This is a genomic window from Synechocystis sp. IPPAS B-1465, from assembly GCF_003015225.1.
Classification (GTDB): domain Bacteria; phylum Cyanobacteriota; class Cyanobacteriia; order Cyanobacteriales; family Microcystaceae; genus Synechocystis.
Genome location: NZ_CP028094.1, coordinates 2,331,586 through 2,351,931 on the forward strand (window position 1 = coordinate 2,331,586; position 20,346 = coordinate 2,351,931).

Annotated in this window: 15 protein-coding genes; 8 read left to right on the top strand and 7 right to left on the bottom strand. The window is 49.8% G+C overall.

Annotated elements, in window-relative coordinates:
* Positions 1 to 42 precede the first annotated feature (42 nt).
* The 4 genes from C7I86_RS11035 to C7I86_RS11050 form a co-directional block, all read right to left on the bottom strand.
* A complete protein-coding gene (locus C7I86_RS11035) occupies positions 43 to 717 on the bottom strand; it encodes a cytochrome b/b6 domain-containing protein (protein WP_010873300.1) in 675 nt (224 codons plus the stop codon).
* A 42-nt stretch (positions 718 to 759) separates the two neighbouring features.
* Positions 760 to 3,072: a 1,4-alpha-glucan branching enzyme gene (gene glgB / locus C7I86_RS11040; RefSeq protein WP_010873301.1), complete on the bottom strand. Its 2,313-nt coding sequence runs from the start codon at positions 3,070 to 3,072 to the stop codon at positions 760 to 762.
* A 224-nt stretch (positions 3,073 to 3,296) separates the two neighbouring features.
* A complete protein-coding gene (locus C7I86_RS11045; RefSeq protein WP_010873302.1) occupies positions 3,297 to 4,067 on the bottom strand; it encodes an MBL fold metallo-hydrolase in 771 nt (256 codons plus the stop codon).
* Positions 4,068 to 4,131: 64 nt separating this feature from the next.
* Positions 4,132 to 4,749 (bottom strand): hypothetical protein, encoded by a 618-nt coding sequence (locus C7I86_RS11050; protein WP_199303670.1) that lies wholly within the window; start codon positions 4,747 to 4,749, stop codon positions 4,132 to 4,134.
* A 211-nt stretch (positions 4,750 to 4,960) separates the two neighbouring features.
* Between C7I86_RS11050 and C7I86_RS11055 the strand changes: the two genes are divergently transcribed.
* A complete protein-coding gene (locus C7I86_RS11055; RefSeq protein ID WP_010873304.1) occupies positions 4,961 to 5,581 on the top strand; it encodes a hypothetical protein in 621 nt (206 codons plus the stop codon).
* A gap of 100 nt (positions 5,582 to 5,681) precedes the next feature.
* Positions 5,682 to 6,278, top strand: a complete 597-nt coding sequence (gene pyrE, locus C7I86_RS11060; RefSeq protein ID WP_010873305.1) for an orotate phosphoribosyltransferase — start codon at positions 5,682 to 5,684, stop codon at positions 6,276 to 6,278.
* Between the two features lie 38 nt (positions 6,279 to 6,316).
* On the opposite strand, the gene yvcK is transcribed toward pyrE, so the two are convergent.
* Positions 6,317 to 7,705 carry a gluconeogenesis factor YvcK family protein gene (gene yvcK, locus C7I86_RS11065; protein WP_010873306.1) on the bottom strand — a complete coding sequence of 463 codons (1,389 nt, stop codon included), beginning with the start codon at positions 7,703 to 7,705 and terminating at the stop codon, positions 6,317 to 6,319.
* A gap of 185 nt (positions 7,706 to 7,890) precedes the next feature.
* On the opposite strand from yvcK, the gene C7I86_RS11070 reads away from it, so the two are divergent.
* The 5 genes from C7I86_RS11070 to C7I86_RS11090 all read left to right on the top strand — a co-directional run bounded on the left by C7I86_RS11070 (position 7,891) and on the right by C7I86_RS11090 (position 16,382).
* Positions 7,891 to 9,492 carry a 2-isopropylmalate synthase gene (locus C7I86_RS11070; protein ID WP_010873307.1) on the top strand — a complete coding sequence of 534 codons (1,602 nt, stop codon included), beginning with the start codon at positions 7,891 to 7,893 and terminating at the stop codon, positions 9,490 to 9,492.
* Positions 9,493 to 9,699: 207 nt separating this feature from the next.
* On the top strand, positions 9,700 to 13,311 hold the full coding sequence (locus C7I86_RS11075; protein ID WP_223211277.1) for an EAL domain-containing protein: 3,612 nt from the start codon (positions 9,700 to 9,702) through the stop codon (positions 13,309 to 13,311).
* Positions 13,312 to 13,406: 95 nt separating this feature from the next.
* Positions 13,407 to 15,014: an NCS2 family permease gene (locus C7I86_RS11080; RefSeq protein WP_010873309.1), complete on the top strand. Its 1,608-nt coding sequence runs from the start codon at positions 13,407 to 13,409 to the stop codon at positions 15,012 to 15,014.
* A gap of 37 nt (positions 15,015 to 15,051) precedes the next feature.
* On the top strand, positions 15,052 to 15,801 hold the full coding sequence (locus tag C7I86_RS11085; protein WP_010873310.1) for a pseudouridine synthase: 750 nt from the start codon (positions 15,052 to 15,054) through the stop codon (positions 15,799 to 15,801).
* 26 nt (positions 15,802 to 15,827) lie between these two features.
* The gene (locus C7I86_RS11090) at positions 15,828 to 16,382 is read left to right on the top strand and encodes a YqeG family HAD IIIA-type phosphatase (protein ID WP_010873311.1); all 555 of its coding nucleotides are present in this window, start codon (positions 15,828 to 15,830) and stop codon (positions 16,380 to 16,382) included.
* 372 nt (positions 16,383 to 16,754) lie between these two features.
* Here C7I86_RS11090 and C7I86_RS11095 read toward each other — a convergent pair whose 3' ends face one another.
* Positions 16,755 to 19,166 (bottom strand): DUF3769 domain-containing protein, encoded by a 2,412-nt coding sequence (locus C7I86_RS11095; protein ID WP_010873312.1) that lies wholly within the window; start codon positions 19,164 to 19,166, stop codon positions 16,755 to 16,757.
* 228 nt (positions 19,167 to 19,394) lie between these two features.
* Positions 19,395 to 19,511: a photosystem II reaction center protein I gene (locus tag C7I86_RS11100; protein ID WP_010873313.1), complete on the bottom strand. Its 117-nt coding sequence runs from the start codon at positions 19,509 to 19,511 to the stop codon at positions 19,395 to 19,397.
* A gap of 77 nt (positions 19,512 to 19,588) precedes the next feature.
* Between C7I86_RS11100 and C7I86_RS11105 the strand changes: the two genes are divergently transcribed.
* Positions 19,589 to 20,239: a DUF721 domain-containing protein gene (locus C7I86_RS11105; RefSeq protein ID WP_223211278.1), complete on the top strand. Its 651-nt coding sequence runs from the start codon at positions 19,589 to 19,591 to the stop codon at positions 20,237 to 20,239.
* Positions 20,240 to 20,346: the final 107 nt, after the last annotated feature.

Sequence of the window (20,346 nt, forward strand, 5' to 3'; positions counted from 1 at the left end):
ATGGTTATGGCCGCCTCCCAAACCTGGGGTCATCCAAACGCATCAGGCAAAGGCTGGCATAATCAGGGCAAAAACTAATCCGGCTAACACTAACCAGCGGAGCCATTGCAAACTTTTGGACGATAGTTTCCAACGAAAATCCCGGAGCCATTGTTGGGGATTATCTTTAGCTCTGCGGCCCCAACTCACCATTGATCGCCAGAGGGCAATGCCACCAACTTTGGCACTGAATAGTAAATGAAATGCTAAACAAAGGACGACGATCAACCAGCCCAGGAGATGGAAAAAATAGGGCAGATGGTTGAGTTCTCCTTGGGGTAACCAACTTTCCTGCATCATGCGCCCGCTCACCACCGCCACAGTTAAGGCCACCAGCATGAGGGTATTAACCAATTTCTGCCACGCCACCCAAAAGGCCGGAGTGCCCGGTTGCTGTAACTGCTCCCAATTTTGATCAGACCATAAACGGCGATCGCCAAGGTGAAAGCAGTAGAGGGTAAAGGGAAACATGAGCAAAAACAGTGCCAAAGCCCCTGTGCCATGGAGATCCTGGGTGTAGTAGGGTTTCGGCAACGGTAAAGATCCCCAGCGGCCGTCGTAGGTGTTGTAAACCCAAAAGCCACTGGCGATCGCCAACAAAGTTAACAAAGCCATGGCCCCATGGAGGAGCCGCAACACCAGGGATTGATAGGGACTAGTGGGACTGGTGGAGGACATAATAAAAGTCGGAGATGAGAAAATTATCGCTAACTCAGTTATCTAAGCTATGTTGCTAGCCTCTTCCGCTGGCACAGTATTTTCCTCAGCATTTTGGCTTAGTTTTAATACCAACACCGATAGGGGCGGTAAACATAAATCCAACGAGTAGGGTTGTTCATGGAAAGACCATTCTTCTGTCCATTTTCCACCTAAATTGCCCATGTTACTGCCGCCGTACTGTCGGGCATCACTGTTGAATAATTCAGTGTAGAAACCAGGTACCGGAACACCCACTCTGTAATGGCTATGGGGTTGGGGCGTAAAATTACAAATGGTAACCACAAATTCTGCGCTATTTTTGGCCCGACGAATGAAGGAAACTACACTGTGGCGATTATCACTGCAATCAATCCATTGAAAACCCGATTCATCAAAATCATTGCTGTATAAAGCCGGCTCATTTTTATACAAATGGTTCAACTCAGTGAAGAATTGTTTTAGTTGTTGATGGGGTGGAAAATTGAGCAAATGCCATTCCAAATCACCCCACACATTCCACTCACTCCACTGGCCAAATTCCATGCTCATAAACATGGTTTTCTTGCCGGGATGGGTGAACATGTAGGTGAATAAAGCCCTGACGTTGGCATACTTTTGCCATTCATCCCCAGGCATTTTGCCCAACATATTGCTTTTGCCGTGCACTACTTCGTCGTGGGACAGGGCCAACATATAATTTTCGCTGTGGTTGTACCACATACTGAACGTAATGCTGTTTTGATGGAACTGGCGGAACCAGGGGTCCATGCTGAAATAGTCCAACATGTCGTGCATCCAACCCATATTCCATTTCAGATTAAAGCCCAAGCCGCCAACGTAGGTGGGCCAGGACACCATGGGCCAGGAGGTGGATTCCTCCGCAATGGATAAAATACCGGGGAAGTAGCTGTAAACAACGCTGTTTACCTGGCGCAAAAAGTCTGCCGCTTCCAAGTTTTCCCGGCCGCCGTACTCATTGGCCACCCATTCCCCTTCTTCTCGGCAATAGTCTAGGTAGAGCATGGAGGCCACCGCATCCACCCGCATGCCGTCAATGTGATATTTGTCGAACCAGAATAGGGCATTGGCCACCAGGAAGTTCCGCACTTCGTTCCGGCCGTAGTTGAAAATGAGAGTGCCCCATTCCTTATGTTCACCTTTGCGGGGATCACCATGTTCGTACAAATGGGTTCCGTCAAAAAAGGCTAGGCCATGGCCGTCCTTAGGAAAATGCCCCGGCACCCAGTCAATGATCACACCAATGCCGTTGAGGTGACATTGATCGACAAAATACATAAAGTCTTCGGGACTGCCAAAGCGGGAAGTGGGGGCGTAATAACCAGTCACTTGATAACCCCAGGAGCCATCAAAGGGATGTTCGGCGATCGGTAGTAACTCAATGTGGGTGTAACCCAATTCCTTCACGTAGGGAATTAGTTTATCCACCAACTCGTAATAGGTTAAAAATCTGGCCCCGGTATTCCATTCGGACACTTCTACCGGCACCCCTTCCCCGTGCAAAGTTTTCACCGGTTCGTCGTAGGCAGTGTGCAACCAGGAGCCTAAATGGAGTTCGTAAACGGAAACGGGTTTGCTCAGGGGATCGCTGGTGCGCCTAGCTTCCAACCAATCTTCGTCGTGCCATTGGTAACCGTCCAAGTCTGCCACAATGGAAGCGGTTTTGGGGCGTACTTCTTGGTAAAAACCGTAGGGGTCAGTCTTTTCGTAGATGTGCCCTTCCCAGTTTTTAATCTCATACTTATAAGAAGTGCCCACCCCCAACTCAGGGATAAATAATTCCCACACCATGTTGTTGCGTTTCCGCATTTGGTGCAATCTGCCGTCCCAGTTGTTGAAATCCCCCAAAATGGAAACGTTGCGGGCATTGGGGGCCCACACAGCAAAATAAACCCCTTTAACTCCATCCACCGTCATCAGGTGAGCACCGAGTTTTTCGTAAATACGGTGGTGGTTGCCTTCCCCAAACACATGGAGGTCAAAATCCGTCAGTTTGGGAGTTTTAAAACCATAGGGGTCATAAATTACCCTTTCGTGGCCATTTTCGGTAATTCTTAATTGATAATTCTTCGGTTCTTCCAACTCCAACACGCATTCAAAAAAGTTGGGATGGTGGACCGTGGTCATAATCACTTCCCGGCGATCGGTGGGAAGCAACACCGTTACCGCTTCAGCCGTGGGTAAATAGGCACGAATGACCCATTGATTGACCTTGCCGTGGTCCCCGAGGGGATGGCAGCCCAACACTTCAAAGGGATCGTGGTGAAGATTATGGACAATCTGATGGACTTGGTCAGCGTTGATGGTGTAGGTCATTCGGCTATGGTGATTTTTTGACGTTGGCAATACTGCAAGGGGTTTGCCCGCCCAAAGCTAGGGGAAGACAACTTGCTTCGCTGGTAATCTTCCTACTCCTGGCTATGACTGCGGAGAAAGGATTTTGATTCAAGTTAAACCTACTTTATACACTTTTTTGCAGTTTTCCCTGGCTCACTGTATTTATCAAGCATCACACCGCACAGTGATTTGAACATTCCAACCTAGCCAACGGTGGATTGGGGCACATTGAGGGGCACTCCCACCTGGGGTTCCCATAGGGAAGCTTGTATCCCTTCGTCAATTAGGGACTGGCGAAATTGACTGAGATCGCCGTCTAAACGTAAAACTTTAGTTAGTAAACCGCTATAGTTCAATTCTGCGGCTCCAGAGGTGGGGACGATCGCCTGGGGATGGACAGTGCGACAAAGCTCCAGGGTGGTTTTCTGGCCATTGAGCACCGGCAGGAATCCGAGGATATTGATGCCAATGACGGGGGTTAAAACCACATCAATGGGCCCCAAGTCTTGCAGTTGGGGAGAGTGGAAACCGTGGGGTTCGTAATAGAGTTTGGTGCTGGTTTGTAGATCCGTTAACACATAGGCATTTTCCACCAGGGTGGGGCCAATGGGGGAACCGGGTAGAGCAAGGATTTCCACCCGGTCGTTAAGCACAAATTTTTGGTTATGGGGTAGACCTGTTACTGTTTCATAGCCCAACTCGGTGGCAACTTCAGCGGCTTTGGGGGAACCAAGAACAGGCCAACTTTTGTCCAATTCTTTCAATGTGGGGGGATGGGCATGGTCTTCCAAACCCTGGGAAAGCAAAATTAGGTCAATGTTTTCCGGAATTGCCAAGGGCTGGGAGCGAAAACCCCGAAATAACCAGGGCGTATTGCCAAAGGTTAGGTCCCCCACCAACCAAGGATCAAGCAAAATTCTCTGTCCGCCCATCTCAATTAGCCAAGAGTTGCTGTCGTACCAGGTGAGTTCCATAACCAATTTCTTCCCTGCTGATCGTTCCTCCCTATTGTAAACGATTGTAAAGAGGGGCTAGGTTTCAGAATAAAAGAACGGAGGAATTATTTGCTGGGCAAGTTGCTGGGTTGGCGATCGCCGTTGGGGGCCAAGCCTGAAAGCGCCAATGGAAAAAGGGCGGAAAAAAGGGGGAGAATTGCCAATTCATTGACCAAACGGTGGGGGGCATATCCCCCGCTAGACAATGGAAAACTAATCTATCCCACAGTAAGGTTTCCGCCACCAACCGACTCCCCCAATGGGTAATTTGGGCCCATTGCCGCTGGGGACAGTTAACTAAGCACAGACTGTTGCCCACATAGTTGTCGCTAGAAGCCATTAACAATAGACTTTCCCCCATTTCAAAACAATTAAATTGTCCTGGTTGCCAAGCCAACAGAGGGGTTTTATCGCCCGGAGCTAGATATTCCGTTACCCCAACCCCTTGAACGTTAAAGCTAGGAATGGGATTGGTTAACTCGGGGCCTTGTTTGACTGAGCCTTGGAATGTGCCCCGCAGTTGGCTACCGTCATTGAAGGTGTAGATCCATTGCCACGGCTGGGGAGATGGGGCGCTTTCCGTTGGGCGGCTCAAGTTAACGTTAATGGCGATCGCCAAGGGGGAAATGGAGAAACCTGCCCGATAATTTGCCCTGCCCATGATCTTCACCTTCCCCTACACCTAGGGATGATTACTCAGTGCGGTTATCTCCAGCTTATCGGTATTGCGCCTCTCTTGGGTGCCATACACTGAAGAGTCCGTCTTTTACCCAGTTACTAAACCCTTGTTGGAAGCTTTTAGCAGCGATAATTTTCTCTAAATGGTCTGAACTAAACTGGAATTATTCGCCGCTTTAATTTCTCCTAATGTCATGCCTAGAATTTCAATTATTCGGCCTGAGCAAAGTTACACTTTTTCTGATTACTTCAAACTTAACTTTGCACCCCAAGACATTCTGAGGCATTTTGGTGTCACTCTCCAACGTCAATCCCTCGATCTTCCCCAGTATTTAGGGCCCCTTAACCGTCTGGGTGACCTCAAGACTCGCCTGGAAGAAAGCTTACCCCGCCTCAGCCTCACCAGCGAAATGGCAAGGAGAGAATTTCTCATTGCTCCAGTGTTGACCGATGTTCTGCACTATACCCACGCAAACCTGGACGTTGAGTATCCCATTGTGGTTAGTAATCAACTAAAAGGTTCACTGGATTATCTACTACAAAATGATCAAACTTTCTTGGTAGTTGAGGCAAAAAATGAGGATTTGGAACGGGGTTTTGTTCAGCTTGCCATTGAATTGATCGCCCTTGACCAATGGATAGAGTCAGACCAGTCCGTCCTACAGGGGGCAATTTCCACGGGTAATATTTGGCAATTTGGCCAACTAGACCGGCAATCCCGTTGCGTAACCCAAGACCTTGACCTTTACCGCGTCCCAGCGGATCTTGAACATCTCCTAAGAGTTCTGGTGCAAATCTTACGACCAGTAAGCTAGGCTCAAACATTCCCATGGCGGACTATTTTTGTGTTCAGTTTTTCCTGGGGCCTTACAATCAAGGGCTGATCCTTCGTTACAAAACCACCAAAATTCTTTTATGACCGATTTGACCCTGGCCGCTCTCAAAACTGCCCCCCTAGCACAAGTACGCCAATATTTACTCCATCTGTTGGCCACTCATGCCTACAAGGAAGGAGATTTTATTCTTTCCTCCGGTCAACCCAGCACTTACTACATCAACGGTAAATTGGTCACCCTGCGGGCGGAAGGGGCCTTGGCGATCGGGCGATTGCTGTTGACAGAGTTGCCAGACCAAGTGGAAGCGGTGGCCGGGTTAACCCTAGGGGCAGATCCCATTGTCAGCGCTGTTAGTACGGTGTCTGCCTACGAAGAAAAACCTGTGGTCGCATTAATCATTCGTAAAGAAGCCAAGGGCCATGGCACCAAAGCCTACATTGAAGGGCCAGAGTTAGCTCCGGGAACAAAAGTGGTGGTGTTGGAAGATGTGGTCACCACCGGAAAATCCGCCATGCTAGCGGTGGAAAGGTTGCGGAATGCGGGCTACCAAGTTGACACAGTTATTTCCTTAGTCGATCGCCAACAGGGAGGCCGGGAATTTTACCAAAGCCAGGGTTTGACGTTCCAAGCGCTATTCACCATCGGTGATATTCAACAGGTTTACCGGCAGAAGTAGAATTTTTGGAGCTTGTGCTTAGAATCCCAATCCCCAACTTACTGACCGCCATACCAGCGCATTAATACCCGGGCTAAGCGTTGGGGGTCATGGCGTACCTGATGGCTTTTTTCATCCTCCTGCATCACATTGGCTAGCACAATGCGGCAACCCTTTTCGATCACTGCTTGCCGGTCCAGGTAAACGGGATGGGAATTTTCGGCGGCATATTTTTTCAACACCGGGGCAGAAGGGGGATTTCTCTGCACCAGCACAGCATCGTAGAGCCTTGCCGAAGAGACTTGATCGATCGCCGTTAAATGGTCTGAGACAGTGTAATTATCCGTTTCCCCTGGTTGGGTCATCACATTGCAGATATAAATGCGGGGCACCTTGGCCTTGGCGATCGCCGTTTGAATTTCGGGAATGAGCAAATTAGGCAAAATGCTGGTGTATAAACTGCCCGGGCCAATGATGATATAGTCGGCCGCTTTAATGGCCTTGAGCACCGCTGGCAAAGCCTTAGGGGATTCTGGTAAACAACCGATGCGCCGAATGCGTCCTTGGGCTTCAGGGATATTGGATTCCCCCTCCACATAGCGCCCGTCCTCCATTTCTGCCCACAATTTGACATCGTCCAGGGTGGCTGGCAACACCTTCCCCCGCACCGCTAAAACCTTCGAGCAGGCGATCGCCGCCATTTCCAAATCTCCGGTAATTTCCGCCATGGCAGTGAGGAACAAATTACCAAAACTGTGGCCCGACAGCCCATCCCCAGCTTTAAAACGGTATTGAAACAACTCTGTTAATAACTTTTCTTCGTCCGCCAGGGCCCCAATGCAATTGCGAATATCCCCTGGGGGCAACATACCCATTTCCCGTCGTAAACGCCCGGAGGAACCACCGTCATCGGCCACGGTAACAATGGCAGTAATGTTAGCGCTGTAATGTTTCAAGCCCCGTAAAAGAGTCGATAAGCCCGTACCTCCCCCCACTACGACAATTTTAGCCCCCTTATTAAGGCGACGGTGGGCCAGTAGCACGTCCACCAACTCCTGGTCGTTATCCGGTTGCAACACCTCGGAAATAGAACCAACGGTGCGACTTTGACCCCAAAAGACAAAAAATAGTCCCAAGGCCAAAATCAGGGGCCCAGAAACATAGTTGGGCAAAAGATTGGTCAAAAACCCCAGGGTATCGGAAACAAATTCCGTAATGCGAAAAATGGGGGTCAACTTAACCCAAATGGCCAAGCCCAAAAACATTAAAGTCAAACCAACGGCGCTGATCACCATCCAACGTTTGACAAACAGTCCCGGAGCCATCCATTTGAACCAGCGGTTAACCCTGGGGGAGGTGTGCTGGGAAACCCGATCGCCAAACTTCCGTTGTTCGGTTTTCAACTTGCGCATGGCGGACTTAGCGGACTTAAAGCGGCTATGGCTCATGGGCTAGGGAAGCAGAGGGGGAGAAGAAAGGGCAATGGGACGATAAAGCAAATTACTCCTTAACGCATTAAGGGGAAACCAATCGCTACCGATTTTACCTCTTCAAAGTATGCCAACGTCTAAATAGACAAGATACAATCAGAATCTATCTGTGTCTTTTTCACCCTTGAAAAGGTGCGTTTATTATGAATAGTCCTGTTGATCGTATTTTGATTTTCGACACCACGCTTCGCGATGGGGAACAGTCCCCCGGAGCCACCCTGACCGTGGAAGAAAAACTATCGATCGCCAGGGCTCTAGCCCGTTTAGGGGTGGATATTATCGAAGCGGGTTTTCCCTTTGCTAGCCCCGGGGATTTTGAGGCGGTGCAGAAAATCGCCCAAACGGTGGGTACGGAAAATGGGCCAGTAATTTGCGGCTTAGCTCGGGCCACCCAAAAAGATATCAAAGCAGCGGCGGAAGCGTTAAAACCAGCGGCTAAACACCGTATTCACACCTTCTTAGCTACGTCGGACATTCACCTGGAGCATAAGTTAAAGAAAACCAGGGCGGAGGTGTTGGCGATCGTGCCGGAAATGGTGGCCTATGCCAAATCCTTAGTGAATGACATTGAGTTTTCCCCGGAGGATGCCGGGCGCAGTGATCCCGAATTTCTTTACCAAGTGTTAGAAGCGGCGATCTCCGCCGGAGCCACCACGATCAACATTCCCGATACGGTGGGTTACACAACCCCGGCAGAATATGGGGCTTTAATCAAAGGTATTGCCGATAACGTGCCTAACATTGACCAGGCGATTATTTCCGTCCATGGCCACAACGATTTGGGCTTAGCGGTGGCCAATTTTCTGGAAGCGGTGAAAAATGGGGCTCGACAACTGGAATGTACCATCAATGGCATTGGCGAACGGGCTGGTAATGCGGCCTTGGAAGAATTGGTCATGGCTTTACATGTGCGCCGCAGTTACTTCAATCCCTTTTTAGGTCGCCCCGCCGATTCCACCGCACCTCTGACCAACATTGATACCAAACATATTTACGCCACTTCCCGCTTGGTGTCGGAGTTAACGGGGATGATGGTGCAACCCAATAAGGCCATTGTTGGCGCTAATGCCTTTGCCCATGAATCCGGCATTCACCAGGATGGGGTGCTAAAAAATAAGCTCACCTACGAAATCATGGATGCGGAATCCATCGGTTTAACCAATAACCAGATTGTGTTGGGTAAACTCTCCGGCCGCAATGCCTTTGGTACTCGCTTAAAGGAATTGGGTTTTGACCTGAGCGATACGGAATTAAATAACGCCTTTATTCGCTTTAAGGAAGTGGCGGATAAGCGTAAAGAAATTACCGATTGGGATTTAGAGGCAATCGTTAACGATGAAATTCGCCAACCCCCCGAACTCTTCCGTTTGGAACGGGTACAGGTTTCCTGTGGTGAGCCTTCGGTGCCCACCGCTACCCTAACCATTCGTACCCCGGCTGGCCCAGAAGAAACCGCTGTGGCGATCGGTACGGGCCCGGTGGATGCAGTGTATAAAGCTATTAATCAGATTGTGCAATTGCCCAATGAGCTGCTGGAATATTCCGTCACCTCCGTCACCGAAGGCATTGATGCGTTGGGTAAAGTGAGTGTGCGTCTGCGCCATAACGGGGTGATCTACACCGGCTATGCGGCCAACACGGATATCATTGTCGCCTCGGCCCGGGCCTATCTGGGGGCATTAAACCGTCTTTATGCTGCCCTGGAGAAATCCCGGGAGCATCCCCCCGTCGTCGCTTCCCTTTAATGGCCCGGTGACAGTTACGCCAGGCTAAGTCGGATTAATTGGTAGCAAACATCACAATTTGTTGCTAAACCCCCTCCCATCCCCATGGACAAGGGAGGAAAGACCTATAATTTGGCCATGATCCCCGGGGATGTTGTGACTCCGGGGACGCCTTTTTTCGCTCAGATGCCTTGGATGAACATTTGGTCTCGTTTCAAGTTTCCCCCGATGCCATGGTGGGTTGCTAAACAAAGAAGCTTGGGGGGATTATCCCTGACTCCTAGTTTGTGGGAATTGGAACGGGACAACCAAGAACGTAAACCCACCGCCACTAATTTGGAGCATCGACAACAGCGGGAAATTGACCAACTCAAACGGCAGTTACTGGAAGCGGAACAAGCGAAGGAAAAATTAGCCCGGGAATTAGCCCAACATCAGAATTCGCCGTCCCAACCCCCGCCTCCCGTTTCCGGTTTGCAAACGGCTTTAGCTCGCCTGGGACAGTGGGGCATTCTCAGCCGCGATTTATATGGATTTTTTGATCAAGCTACGGAATTGATCCGCACTGCCTTGGGGGTAGATTACTGTGGCCTTTGGGAACTTTTGCCCAATCGCTCTGCCCTGGTCCTTTGCGCTGGGGATGGTTGGGACAAGGCCTTGGTGGGCAACTATACCATTGATGCCACCAATCGTTCCTATGCCGGCTATACCATTCAACATAATGGCGATCGCCGGATGGAAGATTATGAACCTATTGTTGAACTAGATTTGAGGATAAGTACTAAGTTTCGGGCTTCCCCTTTACTGCATAACCTTGGTATTGTCAGCGGCATAAATTTAATGGTAGCGGGGCCCCGCACCGCATTCGGAGTTTTGGGGGTTTATAGCCTCACTGCCCGTAAATTTACCGAAGAAGAAATTGAATTTCTCAAGGTAGCTAGCCATATCCTTGCCGCGGCCATTGATCGCCAGGAATACGAAGAGAGATTATTACTGTTACAACAGGCGATCGATGCCAGCTCCAACGGCATTTTGATCACCGATGCCCTGGGCTCAGACAATGCGGTAGTCTATGCTAACCAAGGTTTTGAAACTATTACCGGTTTTAATCGGGAGGAAGTGATTGGGCAAAACTGTCGTTTTCTACTCAATGAAGACCGCCAAGGGGAACAAAATAAACAATTAGAAAAACTCCGCACGGCGATCGCCCACGGCCAGGAGTGTGAAGTAGTTTTGAAAAACTATCGCAAGGATGGCGCATCTTTTTGGAATCATTTATACCTTTCCCCCATCTATAACCAGCAAAATTTCCTGGTTAATTTCATCGGTATTCAAACCGATGTTACCCAACAAAAATTAGCAGAGCAACAGCTACGGGCCAGTGAAGAATTCTTCAGTAGCATGATTGTCACCATCACCGATGGGCTATTAATTGTTGATCAAGAAGGCATTATCCAATTTGTCAACCCCGCCGCCAGGGAGATGTTCAAACGACAGGAAGGCGAACTGCTCCAGCAACCCTTTGGTATTCCTTTTGTGGCGGATCAAGCAACGGAAATTACCCTTACCCCCCTCGATGGCAGCATGGTGGTGGCGGAAATGCGGGTGTCTCCCATTCATTGGCAAAAGGGTAAAGCCTTTTTGGTTTCCCTGCGGGACATTACAGAACAGCACCAAGCCCGTCTAGCCCTGGCAGAAAGTGAGAAAAAATATCGTTATATAGTCGAGCTGACTTCTGAAGGCATTTGGATTTTGGACCAAGACCAACAAACTACCTTTGCCAACCAGCAATTGGCAGATATGTTGGGTTATTCGGTGCAGGAAATTTTAGAGAAAAACATTACTGCTTTTGTCCTTGTCATTCACCATTTACCAGAGTCCCAAAATAGTCACCAAAAGACTTTGCAATCTTTCCCTCGCTGTGTGTTACCCAACCATGGTCAGGTTTACGATGTCCAGTTCCAACGGCGAGATGGCAGTGTGCTCTGGGGTTTGGTGTCCCGCAGTGCTTGGTATGACCAATGGGGCAATTATCGGGGGGAACTGGCCATGCTAACGGACATCACCAAACGGAAATCCGCTGAGCAGGCCCTGTCCGCTAGTGAGCAACGCTTGGAGGGAATTTTGGGCTCCATTCAGGATGTGGTTTGGTCCGCCGATGCGGTCAGTTTTGCCACCCTTTATCTCAATCCCACCACGGCCATGGTCTATGGTCAATCCCTAGAAGTCTGTTACCAGAGCCAAAATTTTTGGTTTGAACAGGTCCACCCTGGCGATCGCCTTTTGCTGGAATATCACTTGCAATTGTTGATGGAAAAGGACCAGACGGAGTTGGAGTATCGCATTGTCCAACCGGGGGGCAAGGAGCGATGGCTATTTCGCCGTAGTCAATTAGTGCGGGATGGCGAGCATCAACCCCTACGCATTGACAGCATTGACAGTGACATCACCGAGCGCAAATTGGCGGCGGAAAAACTCCACTACAACGCCAACCACGATTCCCTGACGAATTTGCCCAATCGATCAATGTTTCTCGATCGCCTGGGCCATGCTCTGCAAAGAAATTTGCGTCGTCGGGATTTAAGATTTGCGGTGCTATTTCTGGATTTAGACGGCTTTAAAATTATCAACGATAGTTTGGGGCACAGTTGTGGGGATTTACTGCTCCAGGGCATTGCCCATCGTCTGCGCCAATGTTTGCGGCCAGAAGATACGTTAGCGCGTTTGGGGGGGGATGAATTCACCATGTTGATTGAAAACATCACCTGTCCCGAAGACGTGATCGCCGTGGCCCAAAGAATTCACCAGGAACTGCAAAAACCGTTTAACTTGAACGGCCAGGAAATTTTCACCAACACCAGCATTGGCATTGCCCTTAACCATCCCCACTATGGCCATCCCCAGGATGTTTTGCGGGATGCAGACACCGCCATGTATCGAGCTAAGGCCGCAGGTAAGGGCCGCTACGCTATTTTCAACCAGACCATGCACCACCATGCTGTGCAGAGGCTCCAGCGGGAAAATGACCTACGGCGAGCCATCGATCGCCAGGAATTGCAGTTACATTATCAACCGATTGTCTGTCTCAAGACTGGACAGTTACAGGGGGTTGAGGCCTTAGTGCGCTGGCAACATCCCGAAGAGGGTCTGATCCTACCCGAAGAATTTGTGGCGATCGCCGAGGAAACGGGCTTAATTGTGCCCATGGGGGATTGGATTCTCTGGGAAGCAAGCCGACAAATACTAGAACTTAAACAAAGTTTTCCCCAATTGTCCCATCTTCAAGTCAGTATTAACGTTTCCAGTCGGCAATTACGGGACCAACGGCTACTAAAAACAGTGGATGAAATTCTGTCCAGCACGAACCTGGCCCCCCAGGACCTCAAATTAGAAATTACCGAGAGTTTATTGATCGATAATTTGAACTTGGCCGCTGATGTACTGAAAAGTTTAAGGCAAAGAAATATCCAAATTTCCCTCGACGATTTTGGCACGGGCTATTCCTCCCTCAGCTACCTGCACCGCTTTCCCATTAACACCATTAAAGTGGACCGCTCCTTTGTGAACACCATGGAGCCCAACAACCAAAACACTGCCATTGTCCACACCATTGTGACCCTGGCCCACACCCTCGGATTAGACGTGATTGCCGAGGGCATTGAAACGGAACGGCATCTAACCCAACTCCATTGGCTGGGGTGCGATGCAGGGCAAGGATATTATTTCGCCCGGCCTATTCCCTCAGAGGATTTGCTAGATTTTTTAACCATCCAAATACCCCGTTGGTCTGTGCCCGCTGTGACAGAATGCCATGGGGATAGGAAAGAGCCATTTTCCTGAAAATAGTGACAAAATAACGATTTTTTACCGGGGATGAAGTAGCCTTTGTATGTCGGCGACCAGTCGGCTCAGCTTTCCATTTTCTACATAGGTCTATGAGTGCTACGGCGATCGCCCCCCGTTGGTTTGTTAAACAGGACATTGATGGCTTCTTTGGCCTGGCGGTGAACAACTTGGTGCAGATCCTGGTAATTGTGGGATTAACCCAATCGGTGTTGCAATTTCCTCTGACCCTGATCTATGGGCGCATTTTGCCCAGCATTGCCATTAGCTTAATTGTTGGCAACTTTTATTACAGTTGGTTGGCCTATCACCAGGGAAAAAGAGAAGGAAGGGATGACATCACCGCTTTGCCCTATGGCATCAATACAGTCAGTTTGTTTGCCTATGTTTTTCTGGTTATGCTGCCGGTGCGATTATTGGCGATCGGCTCCGGGGCCAGCAGTGAAGCGGCGGCGGAATTGGCCTGGCAGGCGGGCTTAGTGGCCTGTTTCGGCTCCGGTCTGATTGAATTGGGGGGAGCTTGGGGAGCGGATTGGTTACGGCGTTATACCCCCAGGGCCGCTCTACTTTCCACCCTAGCGGGCATTGCGTTGACTTTCATTGCCCTAGGTTTTTTCCTCCGTACCTATGCCCATCCCTTAGTGGGCATTTTGCCCTTGGGAGTCATTCTGCTCAGCTATTTCGGCAAGGTTACTTTCCGTTTGCCGGGACTAAAATTGGCGATTCCCGGGGGATTAATGGCCATTGTGCTGGGCACTGGCCTGGCTTGGATAACGGGATTAGTCGCTTGGGATGCTCCACAGGTGGAAGCGGCGATCGCCCCCTTGGGAATTTATCTACCCAGCCTTGATTTGGTTAGCCTCTGGCAAGCAAAAGGGGTATTGGTCAGCTATTTCAGCATTATTCTGCCCATGGGGTTGTTCAATTTGGTGGGCAGTTTGCAAAACCTGGAAAGTGCGGCGGCGGCGGGGGATGATTATCCGACTGCTCCCTGTTTAGCGGTGAATGGTTTGGGCACCATTGCGGCGGCCCTATTTGGCTCCTGTTTTCCCACCACCATTTACATTGGTCATCCCGGTTGTAAAGATATGGGGGCAAGGATTGGTTATTCCTGGCTCAACGGTTTGGTGATGGCGGTTTTATGTCTCACCGGTAGTCTGAGTTTATTGGTTTATCTGATTCCCATCGATAGTGCCATGGCGATCGTGCTCTGGATTGGCATCATCATTGTTAGCCAAAGTTTTAGTGCCACCCCGGTCAACCATTACCCCGCTGTGGTCATTGGCCTGTTGCCGGGCATTGCCGCTTGGGGGGCCTTAGTGGCAAAAAATTCTCTCCGGGTGGCAGGTCTAGGCACTCCGGATAATCCCATTACTCCAGAATTGGTACCTGCTTTTCAACAGGCAGATTTGTTTATCACCGGAGCCTTTGCATTGGAACAGGGATTGATTTTTTCTGCCATGATCCTGGCCGCCATGACCGTTTACATCATTGAGCAAAAATTTGGCCTAGCTGCCCTCTGGGCGATCGCCGCCGGAATTTTATCCTGGTTGGGATTGATGCACAGTTACCGCTGGACAGGGGCGGACACAGTGATGGCTCTGGGGTGGGGGGCTGGAGCCAGTTGGGCCATCAGTTACTTTTTGCTGGCTTTGTTATTGATTTATGTGCAGTGGACTAACCCCAAAGGGCAAGATTGAAATAAGAGCATTAATTATTGTTGTGGTGGCATAACCTATGGCTGAACGTATTCAAAAATTGCTTTCCCAGTGGGGTATTGCCTCCCGTCGCCATGCGGAGGAAATGATTCTGGCGGGGCGGGTCAGCGTCAATGGCAAAGTGGCCAACCTGGGGGATAAGGCCGATCCCCAGCAGGATTTTTTATCGGTGGATGGCAAACAAATTAAAGCTGATAATCGGCCTCGGGACATTTATTTATTGGTTAATAAACCGAGGGATGTGCTGTCCACCTGTGACGATCCCCGGGGCCGGAAAACAGTGCTGGATTTACTGCCCCAGGACTTACAGCGGGGCAAAGGACTGCATCCCGTTGGCCGGTTAGACCGTAATTCCACTGGCGCTCTCCTGCTCACCAATGATGGCGAATTGACTCTGCGGCTGACCCATCCCCGTTACCATTTGCCAAAAACCTATGACGTTTGGTTAGAAGGTAATCCCAGTGATGAAGATCTGGAAAAGTGGCGATCGGGCATGATGCTAGATGGCAAAAAAACCCTACCAGCTACTCTGGAAGTAATTTCCGAAAATAAAGACCAGATTCATTTGTTGGTGACGTTGACGGAGGGACGTAATCGCCAAATTCGTCGTTTAGCGGAAGAATTGGGATTGACGGTGCTGAAGCTCCATCGCCGCACCATTGGCCCCCTACAGTTGCATACCAGGGGCAAAGTTCTGGGTAGTGGGCAATTTCGTTTTCTTTCCCCGGCGGAAATTCGACTGTTGAAAAAACAGGTCAATCTGCGGTAGGGTGGTTTCGCACAATTGTATTGTTAGTGTTATTTAATCTCCCTATTTTCTTCCCCATGACCCGCGCCAAATTACTGCAACCGGATTTAGTTTTGGGCAAAACCATTGTGGAATTGTCCCCGGCCATTCTCGATCGCCATGGGGTCAAGGGTTTAGTGTTGGATGTGGACGAAACCCTGGTACCTTTTCGGGGGGATCAAGTTTCCGAGGAACTCCAGGCTTGGATTGATCCCATTAAGGCCAAACTGCCCATTTGGTTGGTGAGCAACAATATGAGCGAGTCCCGCATTGGGGGAGTGGCCCAAACCCTGGATTTACCTTTCCTTTATGGGGCGGCTAAACCGTCTCGCCGTAAACTGCGCCAAGCCATTGCCGAAATGCAATTGCCAGTGGAATCCGTTGCCATGGTGGGCGATCGCCTGTTTACCGATGTGCTGGCAGGGAATCGTTTGGGCATGTTCACCATTTTGGTGGAACCGATGGAGTTACCTGGTAAACCCCTCTATCCCTGGTCGATTAGGAATATTGAAGTCTGGCTTTCCCAGAAACTAGGGGTGACCTTGCAGGGCATTTTTGAATAAACCCAGCTACAGTAAGGAAAACAGATTTGAAATGCTAGTCAAGGCAAAAGTCAATCCCCGTAGGCTATAATTTTGTTACAAAACTTAATAAGAAATGATTATGAGAATTATAAAGAGAATCTTAAAAAAAGCGGCGATCGCCTGGGGATCAGCCATAATTGATCCAACGAAATAACACGGGGTCACCTTTATAAAGACCCTTAACATAATAAAAAACACGGGGATCAGGTCATTTTGGCTTGATCCCTTTAAAATTGTGGCAATTTAGCTAAAGAATCATTCCTTGGATTTTCTTTTACTGGTCAGCCCAAAAATGTCAAGAAAAACAAACAAAGTTGAGGAACAATTGTCAGCCCCAGTCTATGTTGAGCTTCAGCGGATAACGCCTTGGGTGACAGGGCGGATGTCACTGCCGTCAAAGGTACCGGGATTACCACTCCAGTTAAAATCGCTGATGCGTAGATTAATCGAACCCACCTGCAGTTGGGGGTTGTAGCGCAATTGAATGTTGTAGGTGCGGCGGCTATATTCCAACACGTAATCGGTGCTAATTTCTTCGTTGGCAGTCAGACTGTAGGCTCCCTGCACCCCGAACCTTAGTGGGCCGTAAATTTGTTGGGTCAGGCCAAAGCTCAGTATTTCCGTGTCGGCAAAGCGGTCAAAGAAAAAGGGAGACGCATCGCCCCGAATACCTTGGGAATAACCAATGTTAAAACCGGTGTAGTCCAAATAGGGTTTGGAGAAGTTACCAAATTGTCCAAAAAAACCGACGCTGCCGGTGAGGGAAGGTTGGGTACTGCCATCGCCGTAATAACTACCCACCCCGGTAATGCCAGTGTTAAACACCACGTAGGGTACCACCACATTGGGGCTATAGCGCAGACCCTCTTCGGCGGTGGGGGGGAGTGCTTCCCCAGCCCAAAGCACAAAGTATTTCGTTAAGGATGCCGCCGCCTGCAAGCGCATCAGGCTAACTAAGTTATCTCCGGTGGTGGGATTAATTAATTCCTGGCGATCGGTGCTGGCTTCCACACTTTGAACCGAAGCCTGGTAATTGAGGGCCCAACTGGGGTCTTCAAAGGGATTAATGGTGGGGGAAACCAGGATCGCCCCCACACTGCTTTGCACCGTTTGGAAACCGAGGGAGCCATTGTATAAACGCTCGCGGTAGTTGTATTCAAACCTTAGATCGTAGGGATTGCCCAAATCCCCCAGTTTATTTTGCACCGCCAATTTAGCCCGCAGGGAATTGTCGATGGAATCTAAGTTGAGGTTGGAAAAGTTGAGGGTATTAAGTAAATTGAGTCTTTCGTTAAAATTGACGTTCAACTCCGTAATTAAACCAAAGGCGGCGGGACATAGGGCACAAACCTCTGCATCACTCTGGTTAGCTACCGGGAAAGCATCGGGAAAAAATACCTTTTGTATTAAATATTGAGGCTTAACTTGAAAGGTGACATTTTCCGTGTCGATGGGGGTGAAATTACCTTGGAGGTATAAACCGCCCCGGTCTTCTCCGTCATAGCCAATGCTAATCAATCCCGGTTGGCGATCGCGGCGATCGATGGTAAGTCGGTCTTGGAAGGGCAAAGACGTGGTTTGATCCAGCAATACCCGGGAGCCAGTCAGTTTTAATTCATCCACTTCCGGGGCGACGTTGTAGTAATCGGCGGTTTCCGCTTGCACCTCCAATTCCGGCGGATTAAACGGATCATTGGTGATGCGGACTTTTTTGGCCCGCCAACCATCGGCGTCAAAATCCACCTGCTCCGCTTGAAACCGGAGGCGATTAACTTGGCCCCCAGTTTCTGTCTGGCTGGCACTCTGGGCCCCTGGGGTACTGGCCCCAATGCCTGTGCTAAAACCTTCTTGTCCTACTACGTTGGTGACAGGCTGGTTGACGGCCAGGCGATCGTTCAAACTTTGGTTGGACACAATGGGGTTACCAAAGTCGGTGGGCACAGTTTGGGCAAAGTCCCGGGCGGTGCTGGGCTGGTAAATTTCCCCGTTGGCGTCGTAAATTACCCCCTGGTTGAGCACAAAGAAGTATTCAAATCTTTGCCCCTGGAGGATTTGTTCCCCCCGCTTCAGGGTGACGTTACCTTCGGCCACCGCAAATCGATCGGGCAAATTAACTCGCAGGCGATCGGCCAGTAGTAACCCGTTAGCAAAACGCATGGTAACGTTACCGGTGGCAGTGACTATTTCCCGATTGCTATCGAACTCTTGGTGATCAGAAATTAATTCAATTACTTCTGGAGCAATGGGTACGTCATTCTCCTCCGTGGCCGGAATGGGGGAACTATCTAAGAATTGATTTGGCTCCGGGTCATTTTCCGTTGCCTCTGGGGAGGGGGAAGCTCCGGGGTCAATTTCCAAGACTTCACCGATCGCCTCTTGGCCCTGTTCAATGGCGGGCTCAGCCTCACCAGTGGGCCCGGTGATTACTTCCAGCTCCGAGTCGCTGGGGGGTGTGATCAAATACTCCTGAATTTCCCCATCCCGGGATTGACTGATAATTTTCTTGGCCGTGGCAATGGGTACTTCCACAGACCGATCGCCGATTTTTCCGTCTGGGATAGCGGGGGGACCCCCGAGGGATAAACCAGAGTTGGGGCTAAGGTAAAGATCCTTAGCTGAAGCTTGGGCGATCGCCGGATCCGCCGATGGAGGGGTGGACGAGGAAAGTGTTGCCCCGTCAGTTGCCAGCATTTCTTCAGTCTCCCTCGGACTGATCACTTCAATGGGTACCGGAGGAGGGGGAGGGGAAACAATAGGGGGCATTTAAATCGACGAACTAAACGCCAACGCTAACATTTGCTTTGTTTGGACTGAGATAAAGCTAAGGCTAACCGGGCTTGGTTAACAAGGGGGACGAACAATTGCCAGAAATCGTTTCGTCTGTGGCCCCAGTGACAAAAAACTCTCCGGTGGGGGAGAGTAATCAGGTTCCAATCTACCCTTGGCACCAAAATTAGTCTAGGGAGAGAAGGAAGAATTTTGGGCTAAAGCTTATTCAAAGTCTTTGCGGCCAGGGTTCCGGGTGGGGTCACTGGAAAGAAAGCCGAAGATAAATAAGGAAATAAACAAGCCAACAACGATATAAACGGCGATTTTAAGGGTTAACATAAATTCTCCTTAGTTAAATGCAAAGGCGTAGCAAAGCTTAATTTGGGTAAAAATCCGGGCGCAGAAACCATTCTACCTTGCCTACTTTACCCCATTTCGGTCTAGGCTTTGGGGAGATGGCCGGGGAATTTCCACCGCCAAGGGAGCACACCATGGGCTTAAACAATCTTGAACAATTACTGGGCCGCCTGGGGCGATCGCCAGGGTGGGAACAACTGCGCCGTTACCAATTGGTCAAAGAAGCTTGGCAGAAGGTGATTGATCCCCGTTTCCATGACTGTACTAAACCTCTAGGTATCCAGCGGGAGGTACTGACAGTGGCGGTTATCTCCCCAGCTCTGGCCCAAAATCTTCAACTCCAACGCATTAATCTTTTGGCCCAACTGAATCGAGAATTACCGGAGCCCTTGGCTGATCTGCGCTTTTCCCCTCTCCATTGGCATCAACAACATTCAGGGAAACCACCAGAAGCTTCTGCCCCCATGCCCCGTCCTGCCCCTCCCTCCCCTGGCGATCGCCGAGAAAAAGTCACTAGTGCGACAGAAGCACTGGATCAATGGCTGACAACTTTGAAAAGACGAGCCGAGGTTTTGCAACCCTGTCCCCAATGCGGCAGTGCCGTCAATCCAGGGGAAATCGAGCGTTGGGGCCGCTGTAGTGTCTGTGCAAGGCAACCCTGGCAGGAAATTTTTTCCCAATCCCGGCCGGAAAAGGATGGAAGTCATTAGGTTTAGTTTGTTTTGCAGACGAGCTATGAAAAACTTTAAAATTGGTTGAGTCTGCCAAGGTTTATTGATAACCGTGAATACTTTGAAGTTTTTTTTGGGTATGATGG